Origin of the sequence: Thermoleptolyngbya oregonensis NK1-22 (assembly GCF_032705245.1) — a bacterium.
Classification (GTDB): domain Bacteria; phylum Cyanobacteriota; class Cyanobacteriia; order Elainellales; family Elainellaceae; genus Thermoleptolyngbya; species Thermoleptolyngbya sichuanensis.
In genome coordinates this window covers 873,254-897,449 of the sequence record NZ_CP053540.1, presented here as the reverse complement: position 1 = coordinate 897,449, position 24,196 = coordinate 873,254, and the positions used below count along the sequence as shown (strand labels likewise).

The following is a 24,196-nucleotide window of genomic DNA, read 5'->3' as shown; positions in this document are numbered from 1 at the left end:
GGCCCTGCAATAGGCACTTGCTGGGAATGTTGGATTTGCAAAGAACAGGCGATCGCATTCATCATGCTGACAGTGCCGTAATGAGAAGCAACTCAGAAGAAGTCACTAAAAGAAATTACTAGAAAAAGAAATCACTAGAATAGGTGCAAAGTTGCCACGACGGGCAGCTACAGGGGCAGCTACAGGGATAACACAGGGGAACTACAGGGATAACACAGGGGAACTACAGGGGCAGATCCGAGCCGGGTCGCTACAGGCTGAGGCCAGTTATACGCCGAGATTACAGTAGAAAACGAAGAACTGCCAAAGTAACGGCTGCTAGAGCCAGAGCGACTTATGACTTCACAATCCAACCTTCCAAATACCCGAACGGCTATCTCTCAAGACTCGAATCTTGCTCAAGACGCTGCGGCGCAGTCACTATTGCGGGCGCGGGTGCTGATCTCCGGGAAGGTGCAACGGGTGGGATATCGTTCTGCGACCCAGGATGCTGCGACACTCCTAAAGATCAACGGCTGGGTACGAAATCTAGCAGATGGGCGCGTCGAGGCTGTGTTTGAGGGGCCGGGCGATCGCGTTCAAGAAATGATTCGCTGGTGCCACCAGGGGCCACCGACAGCGGTCGTAAAAGACGTGGCAGTGCAATACGAATCGCCGGAACATTTACGGGGCTTTGAGCTAAGGCGGTAGGCAAATCGCCAGATTGCAAGTTGGATTTTGGCGATCGCCCCAGTCTTGCTCTTCCTGCATTGGATCTTCTCGCATTGAATCTCTGCATTGGATCTCAGAAAGCACGCCTGAACGCAGCGCGTGGGCAACCTTGATTTATCTATTTATCCCTGGCAGCTATTTATCCCTGACAGCAGTTTTTCAGTCCCCCTGGCTTCTGCGTTAAGATGCTCATTCTGCTGGCGCTTTTGGCTACATGCGAATTCTGATCTATTCCTACAACTATTCTCCAGAGCCAATTGGAATTGCGCCGCTGATGACCGAGCTAGCCGAAGGCCTAGTACAGCGAGGACATGAGGTGCGCGTGGTAACAGGGATGCCCAACTATCCGCAGCGGCGCATTTACCCTGGCTATCGCGGACGGCTGTATCAAACGCGGGTAGAAAACGGCGTGCGAGTACAGCGCTGCTATGTCTGGATTCGACCGCGACCGGGGCTGCTGGGGCGGGTGCTGCTGGATGGCAGCTTTGTGATTACGAGCGTCGTGCAGGCGCTATGGGGCTTTCGACCGGATGTGATTCTGCTGACCACTCCGCCGCTGCCCGTCAGCGTGCCTGCGGCGCTGCTAGGGAAGATTTACCGCTGTCCGGTGGTGCTAAACGTGCAGGATATTTTGCCGGAAGCGGCGGTGCGGCTGGGCATTGTGAAAAATCGGCTGGCCATTCGCGCGTTCGAGGCGCTGGAGCGATTTGCCTACCGCACCGCAACGGCGATCGCCGTGATTGCCGACGGCTTTGCTCAAAACCTGATAAACAAGGGCGTGTCGCCCCAAAAGCTAACCTGCATTCCCAATTGGGTAGACGTAAACTTTATTCGCCCGATGCCGCCAGCCGAGAACCGATTCCGCCAGCAGCACGGCTTGCAAGAAAAATTTATCGTGCTGTACGCGGGCAACATTGCCCTGACTCAGGGCATGGAAACGGTGGTCGAGGCCGCATCACTGCTGCGCGATTTGCCTGATTTGATCGTTGCAATTGTGGGCGAGCGCGAAGCCTGTCAGCAGTTGCAGGACTATGCGCGGCAGTGCCATGCAGAAAACGTGCAGTTTTTTGACTTTCAGCCGCGAGAACAATTGCCCCATCTGATGGCGGCGGCCGATGTGGGGCTGGTGGTGCAGCGCAAGAATGTGGTGAGTTTTAACATGCCGTCGAAGTTTCAACTGCTGTTGGCCAGCGGCTGCCCGGTGGTGGCTTCGGCCCCGATGGAGGGTGAGCTGGCAAAACTCGTGCTGCATAGCGAGGCGGGAACGGTCGTGCAGCCGGAACAGCCAGAGCAACTGGCAGAAACGCTGCGCTCGGTCTATCACGATGCGCCGCAGCGGGTCGCGTGGGCCCACCAAGGGCGACAGTATGCCCTCCAGCACTATCGCTTTGAGCAGGCGATCGCCGCCTATGAACAGCTATTCCACTCGCTGACCGGTTCGACAGAGCCAGGAACAGCGGCGATCGCCCTACCCCCTCCCCCCACTGCCACGCCACTCGCTGCTCCGCTGCCCAATGGTTCATCGCCTAGTTCAGTGCCTAGTTCACCACCTAGTTCAACGTCTAACAGTTCAACCGCTAACGGTTCCATGCCCAGCGGATCAACCTCCAACAGCCCAACGAGTTCCACCGAGCCAGCTCGTCGCCAATCCCAGCGGTAAGCCAGCCATCTCGTAACCTGCGCTACAATTGGTTCATCTGGCGACTCATCTGGCAGGGGACAGTGAGCAAGTCTATGCGTTTCTATGCATCCTCAAGCAGCATGAATCCAGCATGGTTGATTTAGACAACGACACGCTGCGGAGCCGCATCCTGAGCTGGCTAGAGGCGCAGGTTCCAGCCTCGCGGGTGCAGCATGTGCTTGGGGTCGAGCAGATGGCGATCGCCCTGGCCCATGTTCATAATCTCGATCCACAACGGGCAGCCCTGGCAGCACTACTGCATGATTTGGCGAAATACTTCAAACCCCAAACGCTGCTGAGCATCGCGGACGAGGCGGGGCTGCCGCTCGATCCGGTAGACGAAGCCAATCCCCACCTGCTCCATGCCGACGTGGGGGCGATCGTGGCGCAGCGAGAATTTGGCGTGACCGATGCCGACGTGTTGGCGGCGATCGCCAACCATACCCTCGGTCGTCCGGGGATGAGCGCCCTTAGCTGTGTTGTGTTTTTGGCAGACACGCTAGAACCGGGTCGCGGCAACACCGACGAACTGCGTCATCTGCGAACCGTGAGTCAACAAAATTTAACGCAAGCAGTTTGGATGACCTGCGACTATACCTTCAAACACCTGCTGGACGCTGGACATTTAATTCATCCCCGCGCCCTGCAAACCCGAAACTGGTTTCTCCAGGCAGATTCGGGGCGATGGCGCAGCCCCGCCGCCGAGGCATATCGCGCTGCAACTTGACTTGGTTCCAAGATTTACCGCAACTTGATTTTTTGCCCGCTGCTTCGTTGTTCATCACACAATGCAAAACTTTGTTTTTTTGCTATCCTGCCTGCAATCTCGATTCAGCCAGTCTTGAATCCCCGGCTCTATCAAACCCGGTTCTATCAAACCCTGTCCTATCAAACCTAGAGGTACTGAACATTTGATGACCCATGAATCTCCGCTAGAGGCCCTGCTTTCTACCCGGTTGGCTGCCGATGCATCCGCCCCTCACCTCACCCTCGAAACCGACTCCAGCAGCGATGACCTGGCGCTGGCGATCGCCCAGGCCGCCGACGACCGCAAAGGCGATGATATTGTGCTGCTGAAGGTGGCTGATGTGTCTTACCTGGCAGATTATTTTGTGCTGGTGACGGGCTTTTCGCATGTGCAGGTGAGGGCGATCGCCAACAGCATTGAGCAAACGGTGAAGGAAAAACTCCAGCGGGTGCCCGTGCGAATCGAGGGGCAAGCCGAAGGCAACTGGGTACTCATCGACTACGGCGATGTCATTGCCCACATCTTCCTCGAAAAAGACCGCGAGTTCTACAACCTAGAAGCGTTTTGGGGACACGCCGAGCGGCTGTCTTTTGCGGCACTGCAAAGCGCAAGCACCTCTGCAAAAGGATAGGGGAGCGTTTGACGACCTTGAGAAGGGCCATTTGACCCGCGTCTTTTAGTCCGGAGCGTTTAACTAGAATCTTGCTGGGTCGAGTGCCCTCTGTCCTGGGCGGCTGGGTTTAAACAAGGTAGCGAGGAGCCTGGAAATCACAAAAGCCCTGTGCAGCTTGACTTTTAGCACCGTCTTCTGGCTTCTGTCTGCCCCTAGCTACACCAGATTCGTGGATTACAGTAGACTGCATTCAGGATTGTTTTCAGAATCCGATTTGAAACCAGACTCAGTGCGGATGACGCGAGAAGTCAGCGCATTTCGTTCACCGTTTCCCACCTCGCGCTAGGATGCAGCCCACCTGTTGCCCATGAAATCCTCTCTGCCCGTCTGCCCGGTTCCCTCCGAGCAGCAACCCATCAATGAGTTTCAGGACTTGCAGGAGTCCTGGTTTTTTCGCTGGGCGACGCTCGACCTCTGGCACTATATCAAGCCGATTCTGATTCTCTGGGGCTTGAGTTGGGCGGTGTCTGGGCCTGTGGCGGCGGTCAGCTTTCCGCCCGCGAAATATCCAGCGCTGTTTGCCCTGAGCGCGGCGGTAGGGGCTTGCGTGATTCCGCTGCTGGCGCTAGTGCGGCTGACGCTAGGCTGGTGGTATGTGCGCGATCGCCTTTCCAAGGAAACCGTGTTCTATGAAGAATCGGGCTGGTATGACGGCCAGACCTGGACGAAGCCCGAAGAGGTGTTGCAGCGCGATCGCCTGATCGTGAGCTACCAAATTCAGCCTATTATGAAGCGGCTCTGGCGCACGTTTGCCATCTTTGGGCTATTGCTGGTTCTCAGTGGCATTATCTGGGGCATTCTCTCGCATCGTAGCTCGTTGACGTGACTCCCTCGCGAGAACCGTTGACTGGCATCGTCTCGATCCAACACATCTGCCGTCCACCACAACTGCTGTCAAGCCATCTCATGACACATCATGGCGTTTCTATTGCGCTGGTGGACGCAGTGTGTCACAGTCCTAGAGGCGGAAGACGCTGGACTTTATTTACTGGAAATGGCTAAGGCCAGGAATGACTAGGGGAAAACGAGTACAGACCGCAGAGCTAGAAGTTCGGCTGCTGCGAGAGGGCATTATCGAGTCGCGGCACCTGGTGCAGGCGGCAGTCGCAGACAATCGTGGTCGCGTGCTGTCCGTCGCGGGCAGTGCGGAGACGGCTTCCTTTGTGCGATCGTCGCTCAAGCCGTTTCAGGCGATGGCAGTGACCAGCACGGGCACGCTGGAGCGCTTTGGGTTGAGCGATCGCGATCTGGCGATTATGTGCAGTTCCCATCGCGGCACGATCGAGCAGGTGCGCCAGGTGTTCAACATTCTCTGGCGCTGCGACGTTGACCCGTCAATGTTGCAATGCCCCATTCCCGATGGCAAGCGTAGCCCGCTAGAGCATAACTGCTCTGGTAAACATGCGGGCATGTTAGCAGTCTGCCGCCAGCTTGGCTATCCCACCTCCGACTATTTGCAGCGCAACCACCCGGTGCAGACGCTGATCCTGTCCAAGGTCTCAGAACTGCTGCGGATGCCTGCGGCGGAATTCATCTCTGCCCACGACGATTGCGGCGCACCCACCTACTTTATGCAACTGGGGCAGATGGCGACGCTGTTCGCCCAGCTTGCGTCGGGCAGCAGCCTGGATCTGGAACGCATTGTGCGAGCGATGACCCATCACCCCATTCTGGTGGCAGGCGAGGGCGAGTTTGATACAGAAGTGATGCACCTATCAGAAGGTGCGCTGGTAAGCAAGTCGGGTGCAGAGGGGATTCAGTGCATTGGCCGCGTGGGCGAAGGCATGGGGCTGGCGATTAAGGTGATGGACGGAGCCAAGCGAGCCAAGTATGCTGTCGCGGTTCACCTGCTCAAGCAGCTAGGCTGGGTGACCCCGGCGATCGCCGAAACGTTGACCGAACGCTACCTGACGCTGGGCAACTTTAAGCGGCTGGATGTGCAGGGCGACCTAACCGTCGTGTGATTTTCCTGGTGTGATTTTTGTATTTTGCAGATCTTGTCCAGTCTTGCACTGCGATCGCAGAACCGTAACCGAAAAACGGTAACCACAAGAAGCAGGTGGCCCATCGCCAAGCGATCAGCCACCCACCTTTCACTCTTCGCTCTTCGTTCTTCCTTCTTCGCTCTTCCTTCTTCGCTCTTCCCCTTCCATCGGAGTGCGGCCGCAGCCCTACTCCACAGGATTTTGACGGGCGATCGCCATCAGGGCCCGTTCAACCCGTAGCGCGGGTTGCAGCATCGGCGTGCTGTCAACCGAGTCATTCGCCAGCGTGAACAGCGGATTGGACAGAATACCCGCCAGCGAGGTGAAGATTAGCGCCGTGACGATGCCTACCTGGAGCGGTCGCATTCCCGGCAGCGTCCAGCGGATCGGCGGATAGTTCTTCACCGACTCAGACATTTCATCCGGCTCCTTCACCACCATCATCTTCACCACGCGGATGTAGTAGTAGATGGAGATTACGCTCGTCACCAGGCCGACCAGCACCAGCGCATAGGCCCCGGCCTGCCAGCCTGCCCAAAACAGATAAATCTTGCCAAAGAAGCCTGCCAGCGGCGGAATGCCCCCCAGAGACAGCAGGCAAATGCTCAGGGCCAGGGTCAGCAGCGGGTCTTTTTGATACAGACCGCTGTACTCGGCAATTTCGTCCGTGCCCGTCCGCAGCGCAAACAGGATGATGCAGGAAAACGCGCCCAGGTTCATGAACAGGTACACCAGCAGGTAGAACACCATGCTGGAATAGCCGGCCTGAGTACCCACGATCAGCCCAATCATCACAAAGCCCGCCTGACCAATCGAGGAATAGGCCAGCAGTCGCTTCATGCTGGTCTGTGCCAGGGCTACCACGTTGCCCAGCACCATGCTGAGAATTGCCAGGGCAGTCAGCACAAACTGCCACTGGTCGGAAACAGCAGGAAAGGCCGTCACCAGCAAGCGAATCGCCAAAGCGAAGCCCGCCGCCTTAGAACCCACCGACAGAAACGCGACTACGGGCGTTGGAGACCCTTCGTACACGTCTGGGGTCCATTGGTGAAAGGGCACAGCGGCAATCTTGAAGGCAATGCCCGCAATCACAAACACCAGGGCGATCACAATGCCAATGGAGTCTTCTAGCCCAGCGATCGCAACGTTGGTGGCGATCGCCCCCAGTCGCGTTTCCCCACCCGACAGCCCGTACAGCAGCGACGAGCCATAGAGGAAAATGGCGGAACTGGCCGCGCCAATCAGCAGATACTTCAGCGCCGCCTCGTTCGAGCGGGGGTCGCGCTTCATATAGCCCGTCAGCAGGTAAGACGAGATACTCAGCGTCTCCAGCGACACAAACACCATCACCAGTTCATCGGCCCCAGAGAGGAACATGCCGCCCAGCGTCGCCGTGAGCAAAATCACGATGAACTCGGCCAGCGATGTGCCCGATTGCTCTACGTAGCGCACCGACATCAGGATCGTCAGCGCCGCCGACAGGGCAATGATGCCGCGAAATACGACGCTCAGGGTGTCTCCGCTAAAGCTCCCCAGAAACGAAACGGGTTCGGCGATATCCCACTGCGGCACCAGCGCCACAACGGCCGCCAACAGTCCGGCGATCGCCACATAGGGAGTCCATCGAGCCGACGATCGCCCCACAATCAAGTCTCCGATCAGCACCACCATCAGCGTGGCAATCACAATCCCTTCCGGCAGAATGGTTCCGGCATTAAGCTGGCCGACAAGCGTGGAAAAGTCCATAAGGGGGTCTAGCGTAAACGGCGCAAAGTTGAAGATGTGATGGAACAAAATGACCTTATCAGAATCATGGGCAGTTTAGACAAAAGCGCTTGAACGAAACACTCGACAAAACGTTCAAACCGAAAAAACGTTCAAACGTGGTTGCCGAATCCGCTTTCTGTGGGCAAACTGCTTTTTAACCGCCTGCATTGCAGGTCAGGCTCGTTCCATTTCTTTCCATTTCTAATGGATCATACCGCGCAAATCTGTGCGCTACGTGCGGCTCGGCCGATAATCCCCGTTGTTTCTCCTAATAGCCCCCAAAAGATTTCCTTCTTGTAAAATCCTTACGATTTGAGATTCCCTACTTTTCAAGGCTATGGTCTATAAGTAGAGAACAGGCATCAGTCAAACGGACTGTCCCATAATCGCCCGTCTGTAATCGCCTGTCTGTAATCGCCTATCTGTCTCGTCCTCGCCCGGCCCCCGCCAGATCGAAGCGTTACCGATACGTTCTCCATCTGCGTCCTTTTTCTTAGCACGACTGAGATCCATGTCAACTCTCGTCATTGTCGAATCCCCCACCAAAGCGAAAACCATCCGCAACTACCTGCCGCCGGGCTATCGGGTCGAGGCATCGATGGGCCATGTGCGAGATTTGCCCCAGTCGGCGAGCGACATTCCCGCTTCGGTCAAGGGCGAAGAGTGGGCAAAACTGGGGGTCAACGTAGACGCAGATTTTGAGCCGCTCTACATCGTGCCGCAGGACAAGAAGAAAGTTGTCAAGGCGCTGAAAGAGGCTCTAAAACAGGCCGACGAGCTAATCCTGGCGACGGACGAAGACCGTGAGGGGGAAAGCATTAGCTGGCACCTGCTGCAACTGCTCCAGCCCAAGGTGCCCACGAAGCGCATGGTGTTCCACGAAATTACCGAGGAAGCCATCCGCGAGGCCCTGCAAAACTGCCGCGATGTGGATGAGCAACTGGTTCATGCCCAGGAAACTCGGCGCATTCTAGATCGGCTAGTGGGCTATACGCTGTCGCCCTTGCTGTGGAAAAAAATTGCCTGGGGTCTATCGGCAGGGCGAGTTCAGTCAGTTGCAGTACGGCTATTGGTCAACCGCGAACGGCAGCGCCGCGCTTTTCGCAAGGGGTCTTACTGGGATCTGAAGGCGACGCTGGAGAAAGACGGCAGCAGCTTTGAGTCGAAACTGGTGACCCTGGGTGGCCGCCGCATTGCCACGGGGGCAGATTTTGACGAATCGACGGGACAAATCATCGCCGGACGCGATGTGCTGCTGCTGGGTGAGGCAGAGGCCCAGGCGTTGCACGATCGCCTCCAGTCGGCAACCTGGACTGTCACAGGACTAGAAGAGCGGTCTTCGACGCGCAAGCCCTCGCCGCCCTTCACCACCTCGACGCTGCAACAGGAGGCCAACCGCAAGCTGCGCCTGTCGGCCCGTGATACGATGCGCGTGGCTCAGAGCCTTTATGAACAGGGCTATATCACCTACATGCGAACCGACTCGGTGAACCTGTCGCAACAGGCGATCGCCGCCGCTCGAAGCTGCGTTCAGCAGATGTATGGCAGCGAATACCTCAGCCCCGAACCGCGTCGTTATTCTACTAAGAGCAAGGGCGCACAGGAAGCCCACGAAGCCATCCGTCCCGCAGGCAGCACCTTCCGCACGCCCCAGGAAACGGGCCTGAGCGGGCGCGAGTTTCAGCTTTATGACCTGATCTGGAAGCGCACGGTGGCCACCCAGATGGCAGAAGTCCGCCAGACGAATATCACCGTGCAGATCCAGGCAGAAGATGCGGGATTTCGCGCTACGGGCAAGCGCATTGACTTTCCCGGCTTTTTCCGGGCCTACGTGGAAGGGTCGGACGATCCCGATGCGGCAATCGAAAACCAGGAAGTGATCCTGCCTGTGCTGCGGGAGGGCGACCATCCAAATTGTCAGGAGCTAGAGGCGATCGCCCACGAAACCCAGCCGCCCGCCCGCTACACCGAAGCGTCCCTAGTGAAAACGCTGGAAAGCGAAGGCATCGGTCGCCCTAGCACCTATGCCAGCATCATCGGCACCATCATCGACCGGGGCTATGCCCAAATGGTGAACAACAGTCTCGTGCCCACTTTCACTGCCTTTGCCGTCACCAGCCTGCTCGAAAAGCACTTTCCTGACCTGGTAGACACCAGCTTTACCGCTCGCATGGAGCGCACACTAGACGACATTTCCACAGGCGAAGCCGACTGGCTGCCCTATCTCCAGCAGTTTTACCTGGGTGAAACCGGGCTAGACGGGCAGGTGAAGCAGCGCGAGAGCCAGATCGACCCTGCCGAAGCCCGCAGCGTGGATCTGGAGGGGCTGGATGCCAAAGTCCGCATTGGCCGCTACGGAGCCTATATCGAAACCGAAACCGAGGAGGGGCCGGTTAAAGCTACCATTCCCCAAGACTTTACGCCGTCTGACTTGGATGCCGAGCGGGTTGAGGTGCTGCTGCGTCAAAAAACCGAAGGGCCGGACAAGCTTGGGTTTCATCCCGAAACGGGCGAACCAATTTACGTGCTGATCGGAGCCTACGGCCCCTATGTGCAGCTTGGCGACGTAACGGATGAAAACCCCAAGCCCAAGCGGGCCTCGCTGCCCAAAGGCGTGCAGCCCCAAGATGTAACGTTGGAGCAGGCGGTGAACCTGCTGGCGCTGCCGCGTTTACTGGGGATGCACCCGGAAACGGGCTGCAAGATTCAGGCGAACTTGGGTCGCTTTGGGCCCTACATCGTCCATGACCAGGGCAAAAACGGCAAGGACTATCGCTCGATCAAAGGCGACGACGACGTGCTGACGATTACCCTAGAGCGGGCGCTAGAACTGCTGGCAGAGCCTAAAGCGGGACGCGGACGCGGACGGGCCGCGGCTCCGATCCGAGAATTAGGCCCCCACCCGGAAGACGGCGAACCCGTGAACCTCTACAACGGCCCCTACGGCGTTTACATCAAGCACGGCAAACTCAATGCCTCCCTGCCTGAAGGCGAAAAAGCCGAGTCCATCAGCATGGAAGCGGCCCTGAAAGCGCTGGCAGAAAAAGCCGCCACCAAGAAAACCTCGCGCCGTTCCAGCAAAACTGGCGACGCAGGCACGAAGACTTCGGCCACCAAGACGGCGACCAAAACCACCAAAACAACCCGCGCAAAGGCTGGCACGGCTAAATCCAGCACGGCTAAATCCAGCACAACTAAGGCGGCCGCTGCGAAGAAGACAACCAAATCTGCTAAATCGACCGCTGAGGCCGAGGCTGAGGTAACGCCAACCGAACCAGCGCCTGCCCAAAAAACGGCAGCAAAATCCACCCCTGCAAAGTCCACAACCCAAAAAGCGGCATCCACCACGCGCAGCACTAAGTCTACCAAAGCGTCCTGAGCGTCTTATTGACTTTGACTGGTGCTGTTGACTGGAACTGCCTGATGCTGGGCATTTAGAAACGTTTGATTCTAGAAACGCTTGATTCTAGAAACGCTTGATTTTAGTGAACCCAGCGGACGCGGTGATCTGGCTCTGGGCTGGCGATCGCCCCGCTGCTCTCTAGGTAGACCAGCGCTGGATATTGGGTAAACCGCCCCAGCCCACCTGTCCACCAGGGATCGAGCGTCCAGTAAATCTGCTGCGCGGTAAGACCGTCGCAGTAGAACAGCAAGGCACAGCCCAGCGTATGCTGATCTGGATTGGGGCCAGGCAAGGCTCTGGCTGCCTCCGGAGAACAGTGCCACGCGATGATGTGGGGCGATCGCCCTAGTCGCGTCGCCACCTGTTCCATCGCCGTCGCCAGCCGCACGATCGCCCGCATCGCCGCCAGATTTTTTGGCAGGTACAGCCCGCCTTGGGTCGCCTCCGCCCAGGTCAGCCGTCCGCCAGGGGCGATCGCCCCGTGCAGTTGAATCGTGTCTAGCGTCCACTCGGTTTGCAGCACGGGCAGCAGGTCGGGTACGGGCGCAGGCATTGCGTCTGGAGAGCCGGGACGTGCCGATTGCAACTGCCGCAGGTCATCCACGAGCGATCGCACGGTGGCCTCGCCTGTTTCCAGCCCCCGCCAGGTCCGCACCAGATGCAGCAGGGCCACTCGCTGAGCATCGGTTTGGCGATAGGCGGCGGGAATCCGCTGGACAAATCGCAGAAGCTGCTGATCAAGCTGGCGAGCAGCATCCAGTAGCGCGGCGGGGCTGGCACTCATCAAGGATTCTGGGTCTACGCCCAGCGTCCGCACGGCTGTCGTGCGCGAATCCAGGCCTTGCCATAGGCGAAAGGTTTCCGTTAGGGCATTGCGCTGTTCCCCTTTGCCCAGGTAATGCCCCGGAAGCCGCTGCACAAAAGCCATCAGCGCTGGGTCTAGCGTGGTCAAATCTGGGGAAAGGGGATCTCTCTTTTCTAGAGAGGCGATCGCCGCTTCTCGGCTGGGCAACTGTCGCCAGCACTGCACCAGCCGCAGCAGCGCCTCCCGCTGATGGGGATAGCCCGCGTAGTTGAGCGGCAGGCGGCGGCTCAGGTCTTGCAGGGCGATGTCCAGGCGGTCCGTAGCAGGCAGCGCGTCTGGCTCAGAGGTTGACCCACGGGGCAAGAGCGAGTGAATGGCGGCCGATTGGCTGTCCAACTTCCGCCAGAGTCGCACTGCCTCCAGCAGTCCGTCTCGCTCGTGGCTTAGCCCGCGATAGGTTGCAGGCACCTGTTCTAGGAAATTCAGCAGCGCCCCATCCACAAACGCCAGGTTAGACGGCAAACCCGCCGCCAGATGGTCTGCTTCCACCCTCTGGACATAGGCTCGCAGCAGTGCCCCGCCGTCGCAGGGTTCGAGCTGGGCGGCGTGGGTGTCGTTGGGCGGCGGCGAATAGCCCTCCGCCAAGGCGGTCAAAAAGCGATCGCCATAGTGCCCCCGATCCACGTCCCACAGGTCAGCGCTTTGCCAGCCCTGAGCAATTAGGCGATCGGTGATGCTGCGAACCGTGCTGGCGGCGACCTGCGCCTGTCCAGGTAGCGTTTCCACCTCTGTCAGCGCCACCTGGTTGGCAGGCGAGATGCCGAGGCCGACTTCACCATCGCTGAGGGTTGGAGCCTGATGCACCGCGTGGAGGGCCGCCAACAGCGGCGCATGAACCCCAGCGCGATCGCCCGCCTGTTGAAAACATGCCCTGCGCTGTGCGGCGTTGAGTGGTTCCATCGCTTCCTGTCCTCCCAGTCTTGCCAGTCTTGCAATTCGGCTTCGCGATTATCCGTCGCGGCTCCAAACGACTATCTGCCCTCCCAATTTACCCGCTGATGCCCATTTGGAGACAGGTTGTGGATTTTGGATTGGGGATTTTGGATTGGGGATTTTGGATTGGGGATTTTGGATTGCCAGACTAGGCGTTGATGAGGTCTCCAGGCATTGGCGCTAGTGAGAAGCGCTTGTAAGACTTGTAAGATAAGACTTGTAAGAATTGATCTGGGATTGATCTGGGTGTCAGGACAAGGGGTGGGGCAGAAGCATTGGATCGAGATAGTTGAGATGGGCAGTTTAGGCGGAGGCTACGACGGATTTCTTCACCTGGGATTCCAAAATCACGCCGTAGAGCGGACTGGTTTTCAGCAGTTCCTCGTGGGTGCCCTGGGCCACCAGTCGCCCCTTGTCCATCACCAGAATGCGATCGGCAGTGCGGACGGTGCTGATGCGCTGGGCCACTACGAAGGAGGTGCAGGTGCGGCGGCGCATCAGGTCGTCGAGGGCGGCTTGAATCTCGGCGCTGGTCTTGGCATCCACGGCCGAGGTGCTGTCATCCAGGATTAGGATGTTGTAGTCGGTCAGCAGGGTACGGGCGATCGCCAATCGCTGCTTTTGCCCGCCCGATAGCCCCACGCCCCGTTCCCCGACGAGGGTGTGATAACCCTCCGGCAAGCTAATGATAAAGTCGTGAATTTGCGCTGTTTTTGCCACAGCGATCGCCTCTTCTAGGGTGGCGTGGGGCTTGGCGTAGGTGATATTGGACAAAATCGTGCCGGAGAACAGGGTCGTTTCCTGAAACACGATGCCGATGCGCGATCGCAGGCTTTGCAGCGTGAAATCGCGCACATCCCGCCCATCAATCCGCACGGCTCCGTCTGTCACGTCGTAAAACCGAGGAATCAGGTTAACCACGGTGCTTTTGCCCGATCCGGTCATGCCCAGGATGGCGATTAGCTCGTTGGGCCGAGTCTCGAAAGACACATGGCGGAGGGCGGGCGTGCTGGAGCCAGGATAGCGGAACGACACATTCTCAAACGTGATGCGGCCGCCGCAGGTGACAAACGGAACCGCTTTGGGGCGATCGCGAATTTCGATTTCAGCATCCACCACTTCATACACGCGCTCTGCCGAAGCCGCTGCCTGGGCGATCGCCGGGGCCGCAAAGCCAATCAGCAAAATCGGCTGCAAAATCAGCAGCAGGTAGGAGTTAAACGCTACCAGTTCGCCTACCGAAAAGCGGCCGCCAATCACAGCCGCGCCGCCATAGCCGATCACTGCTACCGTCACCAGGTTGCTCAGCAAAAAGATAAACGGAAACGTGTTGCGAATTGACCGCACCGTTTTCAGGTTGGTCGCCACCAGATCTTGATTCAGGTCGGAATAGCGCTCCGTTTCCACGTCCTCGCGCACAAACGCCTTGACTACGCGCACGCCGATCAGGTTCTCTTGCAGCACGGCGTTTAGATTGCTCAACTGTTCCTGCACCTGGCGAAATAGGCTGCTGTTTTGACGCAAAAACCGCGCCATCAGCCAGCTACTCGCGGGCACGACCGTCAGTGTGATCAGCGCCAGTTCCCAGTTCATAATCAGCAGGATGATGGCGATCGCCACCAGCGTCACCACGCCGCTAATCACCTGAATCAGGCTGGTGCTAAGAAACGTCCGCACCTGCTCGATGTCGCTGGTCACTCGCGTCAGCAGTTGCGAGGTCTGCGCTTGGTCGTGGTAGCTAAAGCTGAGGTTTTGAATTTTCTGAAAAATACGGTTCCGCAGATCGTAGGCGACCCCCTGCGACAGCGCCTCGGCACAGAAACTTTGTCCAAAGTTGAACACGCCCCGGGCGATCGCCGCCGCCACCAGCCCACCCGCCCCGTACAGCACCACGCGCAGATTGCGCTGCGCCACCCCCTGGTCAATGGCCCATCGGAAGAGTTGCGGTGTTGCTGCGTAGGCCGCAATTAGCAGCAGCGCACTCAGCAGCCCGCCCAGCGTCAGCCAGGGATAGTGCCGCAAGCTGCCCAAAACGCGCTGGAGCGGCAGCAGTGAAGATTTGTCTTCCAAATCAGACAGATCAGACGATGGCACGGCTCAGCGGCCCCCGAAGCCCTAAAACAATTCCCTCAAGCCTATCAGACTAGGGGCGATCGCCGTTGCACCAGCCCGTCCCTTGCTTGGCTGCCCAAGCCGTTGCCCCAGCCCGTCCCTTGCTTGGCTGCCCAAGCCCTTGCCCCTGCTAGTCGATAATCTTGGCAGGAATACCCACCGCCGTCTTGCCTGCGGGTACGTCCTTCAACACCACGGCGTTTGCGCCTACATTGGCATCGTCGCCCAGCGTCACCGCACCCAGAATCTTCGCCCCCGCGCCCACATTCACCCGCTTGCCGAGGCGGGGCGCTTCCGTGGGGCGATCGAGATAGCGGTTGCCCATCGTCACGCCCTGACGAATCACGCTGTCGTCGCCGATCACCGTCTGCCCATGAATCACGATCGCCCCTTGGTGTTCAATAATCACACGCCGCCCAAGCTGCACCGTGTAAGGCAGTTCGATCCCGTAGACATTGCGGACATGGCGAAACATGGCCCGATAAAGAATGCTAAACGGGGCCCGCAGCAGCTTCGGCTCGATGCTCATGCGCCACACGCCAAAGCGATGCACCGCCACTGCGCGAAATCCCGGCTTCGTCCAGTCGCGGCCGTGGGCGATCCAGTCTTCTTTGATCTGCTGCCACAGCGACAGCGGCGCATCATCCGAAGCAGCAGACATTATCGAGGGGATAGAGGGATCGGGATGAGCAACCATAGATGAAATTTGGGGTTAGGGTATGCAGTGAGGGTTCTGTTTAGGAAGTCGGCGTTTGATCCCCCTTAAATCTCCCTTCGTCAAGGGGACTGTGATCGGGCGGCTCGACTCCCTCCTTAGCAAGCGACTATGTACAGTACACCATGTACACCATCTCGATTTTTTGCGTCAGGCTCTGAAAGATCCCCCTAAATCCCCCTTAATAAGGGGGACTTCTAAGCCAGTTCTCCTTGCTTCGGGTCACTCTAAGTTCGGTTCCCCCCTTGTTCAAGGGGGGTTAGGCGGGATCGGTTCGTTCAAGGGGGGTTAGGAGGGATCGGTTCCCCCCTTGTTCAAGGGGGGTCAGGGGGGATCGTTCAAGGGGGATTAAGGGTGGGATCAGTTCCCCCCTTGTTCAAGGGGGGTTAGGGGGGATCAACACATCGCCGCTCAAGCGTAGAAGACTTGTGTGTACACAGTAGCCCTTCAAAGAGGTTTTTTGGAGAACTAGATTTAACGCTATTTTTCAACGCTATCTGAAAAACCCAGCCAGACTTTCCGCCGAAGCAATCTCAGGAACAGCGGGCAGGCTTAATATCTGCGCCCTTCAAAAACACGCTGTTGGCGATGAAATCGGACAGGAAATTGGGCGGGTCGGCATCGGGCTTTTGCTGGAGGACGCGCCGCAGCCGCCAGAGGGCAAAGGTGCTGGCCCATACGGCATCGGTGGCAGCGGCATAGAGCCAGCCGTGGTTTTTCACGAAATAGCGGCGGCGGGAATCAAACCAGTATTGCGGGCGACGCTTGGGCGCTTGCTTTTGGTTGGTCACGCCGGAGCTTTGCCCCACCAGATGCACGACGTGGCTCTCTGGCACATACCAGCAGGGCCACCCGGCGCGATAGGCTTGCAGGCAAAAGTCCATCTCTTCGTAGTACATGAAATATTCCTCATCCATCAGCCCGACGGCATCGAATACCTCGCGGCGGATGATCATGCTGGCTCCAGCAACCCAATCGGTTTGAAACGTCTCGTCTGAGACGGGCGGCGCAACGGTCCAGCGGTTTAGCAGTTGGCTGACCACGCCCAGCCGCAGCCCGCTGTCGATTTCGCTCAACAGGGTGTGGAACCGGAAGGCCGAGCGCTGGGGCGTGCCGTCTGGATCTTCTAGCCGACTGCCCGCAATCCCCACGCTGGGATGCTCGTCCATGAACTGCACCAGCACTTGCAGCGCCCGCGGCCGAACGATGGTATCTGGGTTGAGCAGCAGCACGTAGTCTGGCGGGTGTTGCGATTGCAGCGCTAGCCGAATCGCCGCATTGTTGCCATAGGCAAAGCCACCGTTTTTCGGCAGGGGCATAAAGGTACACCAAGAGTCCCAGCCCTCAGCGGCGATCGCCCCTCCGATTTTTGCGACCGAGTCATCTGGCGAGAGGTTGTCGGTCACCACCACGCGGGTATCGGGCATGGCCTGAATTTCGGGGACGAGCGATCGCAGCGTGTCGATGGTCAGGTCGGGCGTTCGATAGTTCACAATCACCACCAGCAGGCGGGTCGCTGGGGTCAGGGGTAAAGATTGAGTCATAGGGGTTGATCAAAAACGCGCACAACTGGGTTGCTTTGGGCTAGCGATGGGTCGATCAATGCACCGGAACCCGTCCTTTTCGATCCACTGAGATTAAATCACACAGCGGCTAAAATCACGGTATCAATCCACTCATCCGTCAAATCACGGTACAGAGCTTTTGATATTTGGCGGCCTTTTGCTGGCGTAGCCGATTTAGCCCCTTGCTCAGCAGTTTCCACTGGGGCGGGGCGCTGTTGATCAGGGGCCCCTGCGCTGCCAGCCAGGTTCCTACATCGGGATGCGTGTCGTTCAGACATTGCAGAAACGTGTCCCAAAACGGCATCCACATCGCATCGTGATAGTGCAAGATCTTGGCTTGCCGCAGCTTTTCGGGGTCATACCACTGGGCATGGGTCTTGGTGCCCATGCCGTAATTGTGTGAATGGGGGAGCGATCGCCAGCGCAGGCCCATCTTCACCATCGTCATGCCCAGGGTGTGCTGGGTAAAATACACGCCCGCCTTGGCGGAGGCAATGTGAGCATCCAGCAGCTTCAGCGTCGTGTCCAGGTGGACTTTGGAGAAGCCCGTGGCGCGGCGATAGACAAACACACCGCTGTTCCAGTACAGGCGGATTTTGATGCCCTCGCGCTCCGTCACCACCCACGGCAAATCGGATAGCTCCAACCCTGCCACCTTGCAAGCTTCGCGCCAGTAGGGTTCAAACGGGTCGTCCGGGCCCGATGTGCCGATGTTTTTGTCGGGGGCGCAGGCGGCAAAGTCTTCGTCGTCGGACAGGCGGAGCTGGTCGGGTTCGCCCAAAATCAGCAGGTCGCTATCCAACCAGCCCAGAAACTCCGTGGTGCAGCGTTCCTCAACAGCCGCCATCGCGTAGTGCTTGTTCAAAAAGCTTTTCCAGGCGTAGGGATTGGGGGCGCGAAAGCGCAGGTATTCCACGCCCAGGCGGTCAAACGCCCGCAGCGTCTTGCCCGACAGCGGCGGCCCAAAGCGGGGCGTGACTGCCACCACGGGCGCATCGGCAAAGGCCCCGCCCCAGCGCCGCAGGCTCTCTACCATCCGCACGGTCTGGGTTTCCAGCCAGCCCGACTCGACGCAGCAGACAAAGGTGATATCCGGGGTGAAGTCTGAGGTTCTATCCGGCAAAGACGTGTCCGGTAGCGTGTCCGGCAAATGGGCGACAGATGACATAGGGTTGCTCCGTAATGTGCTTTAGTGTGCTTTGGTTCTGGATTTGCGCCGTTCGGATTCGATTCCCAGGACTGCGGTCAGGTTTCGCGATATTCGGGTTGCAGCGCACTCGCACCATAGTTTTGCGATTTGCAAGTCAGCAGCAGCGTTTTCAATCGGGCCGCCCAGCCGCGCTTGGGGTCATAGAAACGGTCTTGCAGCTTGAGGCAGGCTTGCTGCTTTTGTCGATAAAAAGCGCGATCGCCCATCAGCGTCACCAGCGCCTCGGCGTAGGCTGCGATATCGTTTGGCGGCACTTCGACCACCGCCTCGCGCACCGCAGACAGGGCAGGGCAGGCAGCGGACGTGACCACCGGACGACCCGCCAGCACCCCTTCCACTACCACTTTGTTAAAGCCCTCCACAAAGTCGGTGCGGGTGGGCACGATGACGGCGTGGGATGCTTCGTAGCGCCGCCGCATAGCGGACTGGTCGCAGTGACCGTGGCAGATAAAGGAATCCGCCAATCCTGCTGCGGCCGCTGCCTGTCTCAGGGCATCCAGCGCCGAGCCATCGCCGCACAGGTCGAATACGATATTGGGGCTGAGGCTGCGCGTTTGCTTGGCGATGTCCAGCAGGTCAAACACGCCCTTTTCTGGCTCGATGCGCCCCGCAAACAGCACGCGGAAGGGCGATCGCGCTTCGTCAGGCGGCTTCAGCAGGGCAAACTGTTCCCGCCGATAGACAGGGGTAAAGATGGAGATGGTGCGATGCTGACGATGGGTGAGCATGGCAACCTGCTCAGCGATATCATCAGAAATCGCCAAAATAGCGCGACAATCCCGCTGAAACAAGCGTTTTCCCCACCTGAGCGCGGTCTTTTCAAGTTTTCGCATGGGCAAGAACTTGCGCCACAGGACACAGTGCAGCGATGGGATTACCTGCACCCCCAGCCGGGGTAGCAGCGACAGCATAAACCAGTGGGTCGTGCCATCAGCCACAACCGCCACATCAGCGCGGAACCGCACAGCCGTAATCGCCAGCCGCAGCCCATACCAAATCTGCCCTGCGTGGTAGAGCAGCCCCGTTGCCTTCCGAAAGGGAATGGGTCGATGTTCTAGGATAAATGCGCCATCCTGAAGCGTTCGTTTATCTCGACACGAAGAAATCACGTAAGCATTCGCATTGAGTTCGCGGCAGACTTCAAAGAACTGCCCGGAGTACGTCACAGACACCTGCGATGGATCATCTTTTTGCTGGCTCCAGTGTTGATACGTACCAATCACGTTACCGGGCCCAGCCGCGTACAAAACGCGCAGAGATGATGGCATCATCTTTTGCATGAAAACAACCTCAAGAGCAGCAAAAAAGTGAGTCGCAGCACATCGCAAGTCTTTCAATTAGCGTTCCCAAATCTAGGGTGAAGCGAGCGGTATGCTGTGCCTTCGACGAGGGAGCGATCGCCCCGCGGGTTTGCGTTTGGGCACTCGTTTTCGCAGCGGCTCCGGTTTCAGCACCAGCCCTGCAATGCCGCCGCTAGAGAGGGTGAAAATGGGATTGGGCATGGCATTTAGCACACAGTCCAGCGCAAACAGAATTGTGACGACCGCCACGCAGACCGCAGGAGCCGCCAGCGGGTGGGCCCAAACTTTTGGCGGGTAGCGACTGACGCACAGCAGAAACGACGGGACGATCATGGTGCTGAACAGCGTGATCAGCCCAAACGCGCCCTGATTCCCAAAGGCAATGATCCACAGGCTGTCCGTTACAGAAATGTCTTTGCCGTAGTCATCGTAGACGCGGGCCCGCCCCCAGCCGCCCCAGCCAAACACAGGCCGCTGGCGGGCTTTCTCGCTCAGCAGTTCCTCGTTTTCCAGCCGGAAGATCAGCGATTGGGCGCGTTCTTCATTTAGGGTTTTGGTGACAAATTCTTCGATGCTGTCGCGGCGATCGGGCGTAATGTAGCCCGTTGCGCCCATGTAGAGGTACGTGCCGATGAATACGACCAGGAGGATGAGCGGAATGTAAGTTTTCAGCTTGCTGCCCAGAAATAGGATGATCAGGCCAAACACCAGCAGCAGGTAGGCTCCCGTCGATCGGCAGTTGAGAAAGCTGACCACCATGACGGGCACCAGCGTTTTCATCGGCTGATCCCAATACTTTTTCAGCACGCCGCTTTTCCAGAGCCAGATGCCCACCAGCGCCGCCGCCATCATCCAGGCTCCCACTGCCAGCCCGTGGGACATAAACACCGTAGGGCGATAGCCGCCCATCCGCATGGTTTGAGAAAAGTCGGCGCGGGCGTGATAGCCGTAGACCATCCGGTGAAGCTGGGGGCTAAAGCGCGATTCGTAAAGGGTGAAGGGAATATAGGTCAAGCCACCCGCAAAGATGGCGATCGCCAAGTGCTTCATGCCTGCCAGATTACTCAGGTACAATCGCCCAAAAAAGTAGGGTAGCCCCCAACTCACGACCTGCTCCAGGCTGCTGGAAACGCCGTCGTAGGCCCCCAGCCCATTGGCCATGGACGAGACAAATGGACTGATGCAATACAGCGCCATCAGCCCGTCGATCCAGCCGGGTTTGAAGGTGCTAAATCGTCCTGAGTCGAACACAAACACTGCCAGCAAAATGCCATAGCAAGTCGCCGACATTTTGGTGTAGTCGGGAATGCTGGGCAGCACGATGGCCGCCTGTGGCAGGAATAGCCACGCGATTACAAAACTGATGATGACGGCCCGCGGGGGAGAATAGCGCGTGAACAGGTACAGCACGATGGGAATCCAGCCGTACATCACCAGGGCAACTGTTGGACTCATGGCGATCGCTCCTCAGGATTTACACCGATCCGCCAAAGGCAGGCAGCCCCCAACCCAGCGCCAGCCGCAGCCCCAGCACCGCTGCCAGCAGTCCCAAAAACACGGCCGTCGCCTGCACATCCTGCCGCCAGCAGCCCAGCCGCTCTTTTTCCAGTCCGTATAGCACCACGCCATACATCGGCAGGTCGCTAAAGGTGATGGCCAGCACGCCGCCCCATAGCCCCGCCGCCTCAAACCCATAGGGAATCCCAAGGGCGATCGCCCCAAATCGCAGCAGATTGCCCCAAGCGCCGTAAACCGACTTGCCCACGCTCAGCAGGCAGGGGTTCATGGTGCTATACAGCAGCGTGTGCCATAGCCCAAAGGACATCACAGGCACCATCCACGCCGCATCCCGATAGCGGTTGTCATACAGCGTCAGGATAAACAAATCGCCAAAGCCCACCACGCCCGACAGCAGCAGCGCCGACCCCATCAGCAGCAGCCAGCGCTTTTTCAAAATCTTGGCCCGCAGTTCAGGCCGGGGCAGATCTGCCGTGCGCGACACCACGGGAAAAATCACCTTGGTTCCCAATGCGCCAATCACTTGCCGGGGAATGTCCGACAGGGTAAAGGCAATAGTGTAAATCCCTAGCATGGTGATGGAGATGTATTTACCCAGAATCAGGCGGTCGGCTTGGGTCGCCAGAAAGGTCAGCGCCGTAGAAATAAAGATCCAGCGGCCAAAACTAAAGAGATCTCGCAGGGAGTCTTTGTCCCAGCACAGTTGGTTGCGATAGCCCGGAATCAACCAGAAGCTTCGAGCCGTTCGCAGGGCCGCCGCCACCAGGTTGCCGCCCACCAGCGCCCAGATCGTCGGGCTGAAGCCGGCCCAGATAATCATGAAAATTAGGGAGGCCGCCTGCATGAGCGCGTCAAATTTGATGGTTTTGGCGAGGTCAACGTGGCGACGCAGGGTGGCAACGGCGGTGGACTCAAACCCGTTAAGAATAGTGGTCAGCCCAACGACGGGAATTAGCCAGAGCAGGCGCGGCTCGTTGTAGAACTGGGCCGTGGGATAGGCGATCGCCAGACAAAACAGCCACAGCCCAAAGCCCCGCACAATTTGCAGTGTCCAGGCCGTGTTGTAAAACGCGGGTTCGTCGCCGCGCTTGTTTTGCACAATGCTGGGAATGATGCCCACGTCGGAGAACAGTTGCAGCCCGATGATGGGAATATTCACCAGCGCCATCAGTCCGAAATATTCCGGCAACAGCAGTCGGGTGAGGATCAGGTTGCCGCCAAAACGCATGACCTGGCTGGCTCCGTAGCCTGCAATAGTCCAGATCACGCCGCTGAGGGCTAGTCGGTTGAGAGAGGCAGAAGAGGCCATGCGAATTCCATGAGAAGGGGCAGAGAGACGTTCGGTCGCGTTCCAAGCAGGCTAGATGCTGTTGAGCGAAGGCAGCAGATGGGGTTGGGGCAGACAGCCAGGAGCAACCGCAGGCAATGCCTAGCCTTCGGGGATTGGTTGGGACAGGTCAGGCAGGGCGATCGCCTCAGACAATCGCGCTTCGGTTTCAATCTGCTGGAATAGGGCGGCCAGCTTATGAGCTTCGGTGGCGGCGTTGTGCTGCTGAATCACGCGCGATCGCCCATGATGTCCCATCGCGCTGAGCGTCTTTGTGTCTGCTTGCAGCACCGCCCGCAGCGCCACCGTCAGGTCTTCTACTGCGCCCGGCGGCACCAGCCAGCCCGATCGCCCCGGCTCCACCAGTTCGGGAATCCCCGCTACGTAGGTACTGATGACCGGACGCGCCAGCGCCAGCGCCTCCATCAGCACGACGGGCAGCCCCTCTGCAAAGCTGGGCAGCACCAGCGCACGGGCAGTCTGAAGCTGCTGCCGCACCTCTGCGCTGCTGGCCCAGCCCGTAATCTCGACGTAAGACTCTAGACCATACTGAGCAATAGCCGCCTCTACCTGGGGACGCAGTTCGCCGTCGCCCACCAGCACGAGCTTGAAGGGAATACCCTCCGCCGCTAGGGGGGCGATCGCCTCCAGCAACAGCAGGTGTCCCTTTTGCTCACTCAGTCGCCCCACGCAGACCAACCGCTGCGTTTCGGGAACCGGGGTCGCCGCCTGAGTGAGAAATTCTTCATCTACGCCGCAGTGAACCACCTGAATCTTGCGCCAGTCGGCAGCCTCACACCAGCGCATGAGCTGACTTTTGCCAAAGGCGCTGATCGCCACCACCGCTGCCGCCCACCGGATCTTTTCGGGCAGCAGCAGCGCCTCTGGTCGGTCAAATTCTTCGGGGCCATGCACCGTAAAGCTGTAGGTCGGCCCGCCTAGCGCGTGACACAACATGGCTACGGTCGTGGAGTTCGTACCAAAATGAGCATGGACATGCGTAATTCCCTGGATCTCAAACTCGCGTCGCAAAATGCAGGCTTCCGCTAGGTAAGCCAGATGATGAGCCAGCCCGCGCTGACCCCGACGACTAATCTTCAGCGTAAAGGCAAGTGCTTTTAGAAACTGTCCGGGGTGAGCCAACGCCGTTTGAATTAATCCGGTCAGCAAGCCAGAAACACCCTGCGACAAGATCACCTGAGTTTTGTGTAGCTCTGCCTGGTCATCAGGATCGACTAGTTCGCCGCTACAGGAGCGCACCGAAAAGCGAGCAACGGGCGTGCCAGCCGCCTCCAGCGCCAGGATCTCTCGCCGGATAAAGCTGTGGCTGACCTTGGGATATTGATTCACCAGATACGCAATCGTCATGGCTGCTTTTGCAGGGGGGGGGTGCTAAGGGCGGGCTGAGGCTGCGCCCCAATCCAGTGTGCCCATCCGGGATAAGGCGGTAACATTTGCCACGCCAAGTATGCGTCGCAGAAACTTCCAACGGCTGGACTGAAACTGGATTGAGGGGCAATATCGGCCCGGTTTTAAGCACGCCAAGATGCATCAAAGCCGAAGCAAATCCTGGCAATCTCCGCAATTTTGACTAGACTTGCGGGCGTTACTGAGAGCCAGCCGTTGGGCATTCTAAAGCCAGAGTTTCTGAATCAACGCAGCGTGCGATCGCCCACTCTGCC

Annotated in this window: 17 protein-coding genes; 7 read left to right on the top strand and 10 right to left on the bottom strand. The window is 58.4% G+C overall.

Annotated elements, in window-relative coordinates:
- The first annotated feature begins 375 nt into the window (after window positions 1-375).
- The 6 genes from HNI00_RS03840 (at window position 376) to HNI00_RS03815 (ending at window position 5,777) form a co-directional block, all read left to right on the top strand.
- Window positions 376-690, top strand: a complete 315-nt coding sequence (locus HNI00_RS03840; protein WP_420156296.1) for an acylphosphatase — start codon at window positions 376-378, stop codon at window positions 688-690.
- Between the two features lie 235 nt (window positions 691-925).
- Complete coding sequence (locus HNI00_RS03835) at window positions 926-2,371, top strand: WcaI family glycosyltransferase (protein WP_316790831.1); 1,446 nt, start codon at window positions 926-928, stop codon at window positions 2,369-2,371.
- A 112-nt stretch (window positions 2,372-2,483) separates the two neighbouring features.
- Complete coding sequence (yqeK, locus tag HNI00_RS03830; protein WP_316790829.1) at window positions 2,484-3,119, top strand: bis(5'-nucleosyl)-tetraphosphatase (symmetrical) YqeK; 636 nt, start codon at window positions 2,484-2,486, stop codon at window positions 3,117-3,119.
- 187 nt (window positions 3,120-3,306) lie between these two features.
- On the top strand, window positions 3,307-3,771 hold the full coding sequence (gene rsfS / locus HNI00_RS03825; protein ID WP_316790827.1) for a ribosome silencing factor: 465 nt from the start codon (window positions 3,307-3,309) through the stop codon (window positions 3,769-3,771).
- Window positions 3,772-4,120: 349 nt separating this feature from the next.
- Window positions 4,121-4,639: a CGLD27 family protein gene (locus HNI00_RS03820; protein WP_316790825.1), complete on the top strand. Its 519-nt coding sequence runs from the start codon at window positions 4,121-4,123 to the stop codon at window positions 4,637-4,639.
- Window positions 4,640-4,823: 184 nt separating this feature from the next.
- Entirely contained in the window at window positions 4,824-5,777 is a 954-nt protein-coding gene (locus HNI00_RS03815; protein ID WP_316790823.1) for an asparaginase, read from the top strand.
- 207 nt (window positions 5,778-5,984) lie between these two features.
- Here HNI00_RS03815 and HNI00_RS03810 read toward each other — a convergent pair whose 3' ends face one another.
- Window positions 5,985-7,544 (bottom strand): NAD(P)H-quinone oxidoreductase subunit N, encoded by a 1,560-nt coding sequence (locus HNI00_RS03810; protein ID WP_316790821.1) that lies wholly within the window; start codon window positions 7,542-7,544, stop codon window positions 5,985-5,987.
- Window positions 7,545-8,076: 532 nt separating this feature from the next.
- Between HNI00_RS03810 and topA the strand changes: the two genes are divergently transcribed.
- Window positions 8,077-10,944: a type I DNA topoisomerase gene (gene topA, locus HNI00_RS03805; protein ID WP_316790819.1), complete on the top strand. Its 2,868-nt coding sequence runs from the start codon at window positions 8,077-8,079 to the stop codon at window positions 10,942-10,944.
- Between the two features lie 103 nt (window positions 10,945-11,047).
- On the opposite strand, the gene HNI00_RS03800 is transcribed toward topA, so the two are convergent.
- The 9 genes from HNI00_RS03800 to HNI00_RS03760 all read right to left on the bottom strand — a co-directional run bounded on the left by HNI00_RS03800 (window position 11,048) and on the right by HNI00_RS03760 (window position 23,882).
- Entirely contained in the window at window positions 11,048-12,733 is a 1,686-nt protein-coding gene (locus HNI00_RS03800) for a hypothetical protein (RefSeq protein ID WP_316790817.1), read from the bottom strand.
- A gap of 336 nt (window positions 12,734-13,069) precedes the next feature.
- Window positions 13,070-14,860: an ABC transporter ATP-binding protein gene (locus tag HNI00_RS03795; protein WP_316790815.1), complete on the bottom strand. Its 1,791-nt coding sequence runs from the start codon at window positions 14,858-14,860 to the stop codon at window positions 13,070-13,072.
- A 148-nt stretch (window positions 14,861-15,008) separates the two neighbouring features.
- Window positions 15,009-15,539 carry a serine O-acetyltransferase gene (locus HNI00_RS03790; RefSeq protein WP_316790813.1) on the bottom strand — a complete coding sequence of 177 codons (531 nt, stop codon included), beginning with the start codon at window positions 15,537-15,539 and terminating at the stop codon, window positions 15,009-15,011.
- 587 nt (window positions 15,540-16,126) lie between these two features.
- Window positions 16,127-17,137, bottom strand: a complete 1,011-nt coding sequence (locus HNI00_RS03785) for a glycosyltransferase family 2 protein (protein WP_316790811.1) — start codon at window positions 17,135-17,137, stop codon at window positions 16,127-16,129.
- A 139-nt stretch (window positions 17,138-17,276) separates the two neighbouring features.
- Window positions 17,277-18,326, bottom strand: a complete 1,050-nt coding sequence (locus tag HNI00_RS03780; RefSeq protein WP_316790809.1) for a hypothetical protein — start codon at window positions 18,324-18,326, stop codon at window positions 17,277-17,279.
- A gap of 77 nt (window positions 18,327-18,403) precedes the next feature.
- Window positions 18,404-19,648 (bottom strand): glycosyltransferase family 4 protein, encoded by a 1,245-nt coding sequence (locus HNI00_RS03775; RefSeq protein WP_316790807.1) that lies wholly within the window; start codon window positions 19,646-19,648, stop codon window positions 18,404-18,406.
- A 72-nt stretch (window positions 19,649-19,720) separates the two neighbouring features.
- Window positions 19,721-21,124: a hypothetical protein gene (locus tag HNI00_RS03770; RefSeq protein WP_316790805.1), complete on the bottom strand. Its 1,404-nt coding sequence runs from the start codon at window positions 21,122-21,124 to the stop codon at window positions 19,721-19,723.
- A gap of 19 nt (window positions 21,125-21,143) precedes the next feature.
- Entirely contained in the window at window positions 21,144-22,496 is a 1,353-nt protein-coding gene (locus tag HNI00_RS03765; protein WP_316790804.1) for an oligosaccharide flippase family protein, read from the bottom strand.
- A gap of 120 nt (window positions 22,497-22,616) precedes the next feature.
- The gene (locus tag HNI00_RS03760; RefSeq protein WP_316790802.1) at window positions 22,617-23,882 is read right to left on the bottom strand and encodes a glycosyltransferase; all 1,266 of its coding nucleotides are present in this window, start codon (window positions 23,880-23,882) and stop codon (window positions 22,617-22,619) included.
- Window positions 23,883-24,196 lie beyond the last annotated feature (314 nt).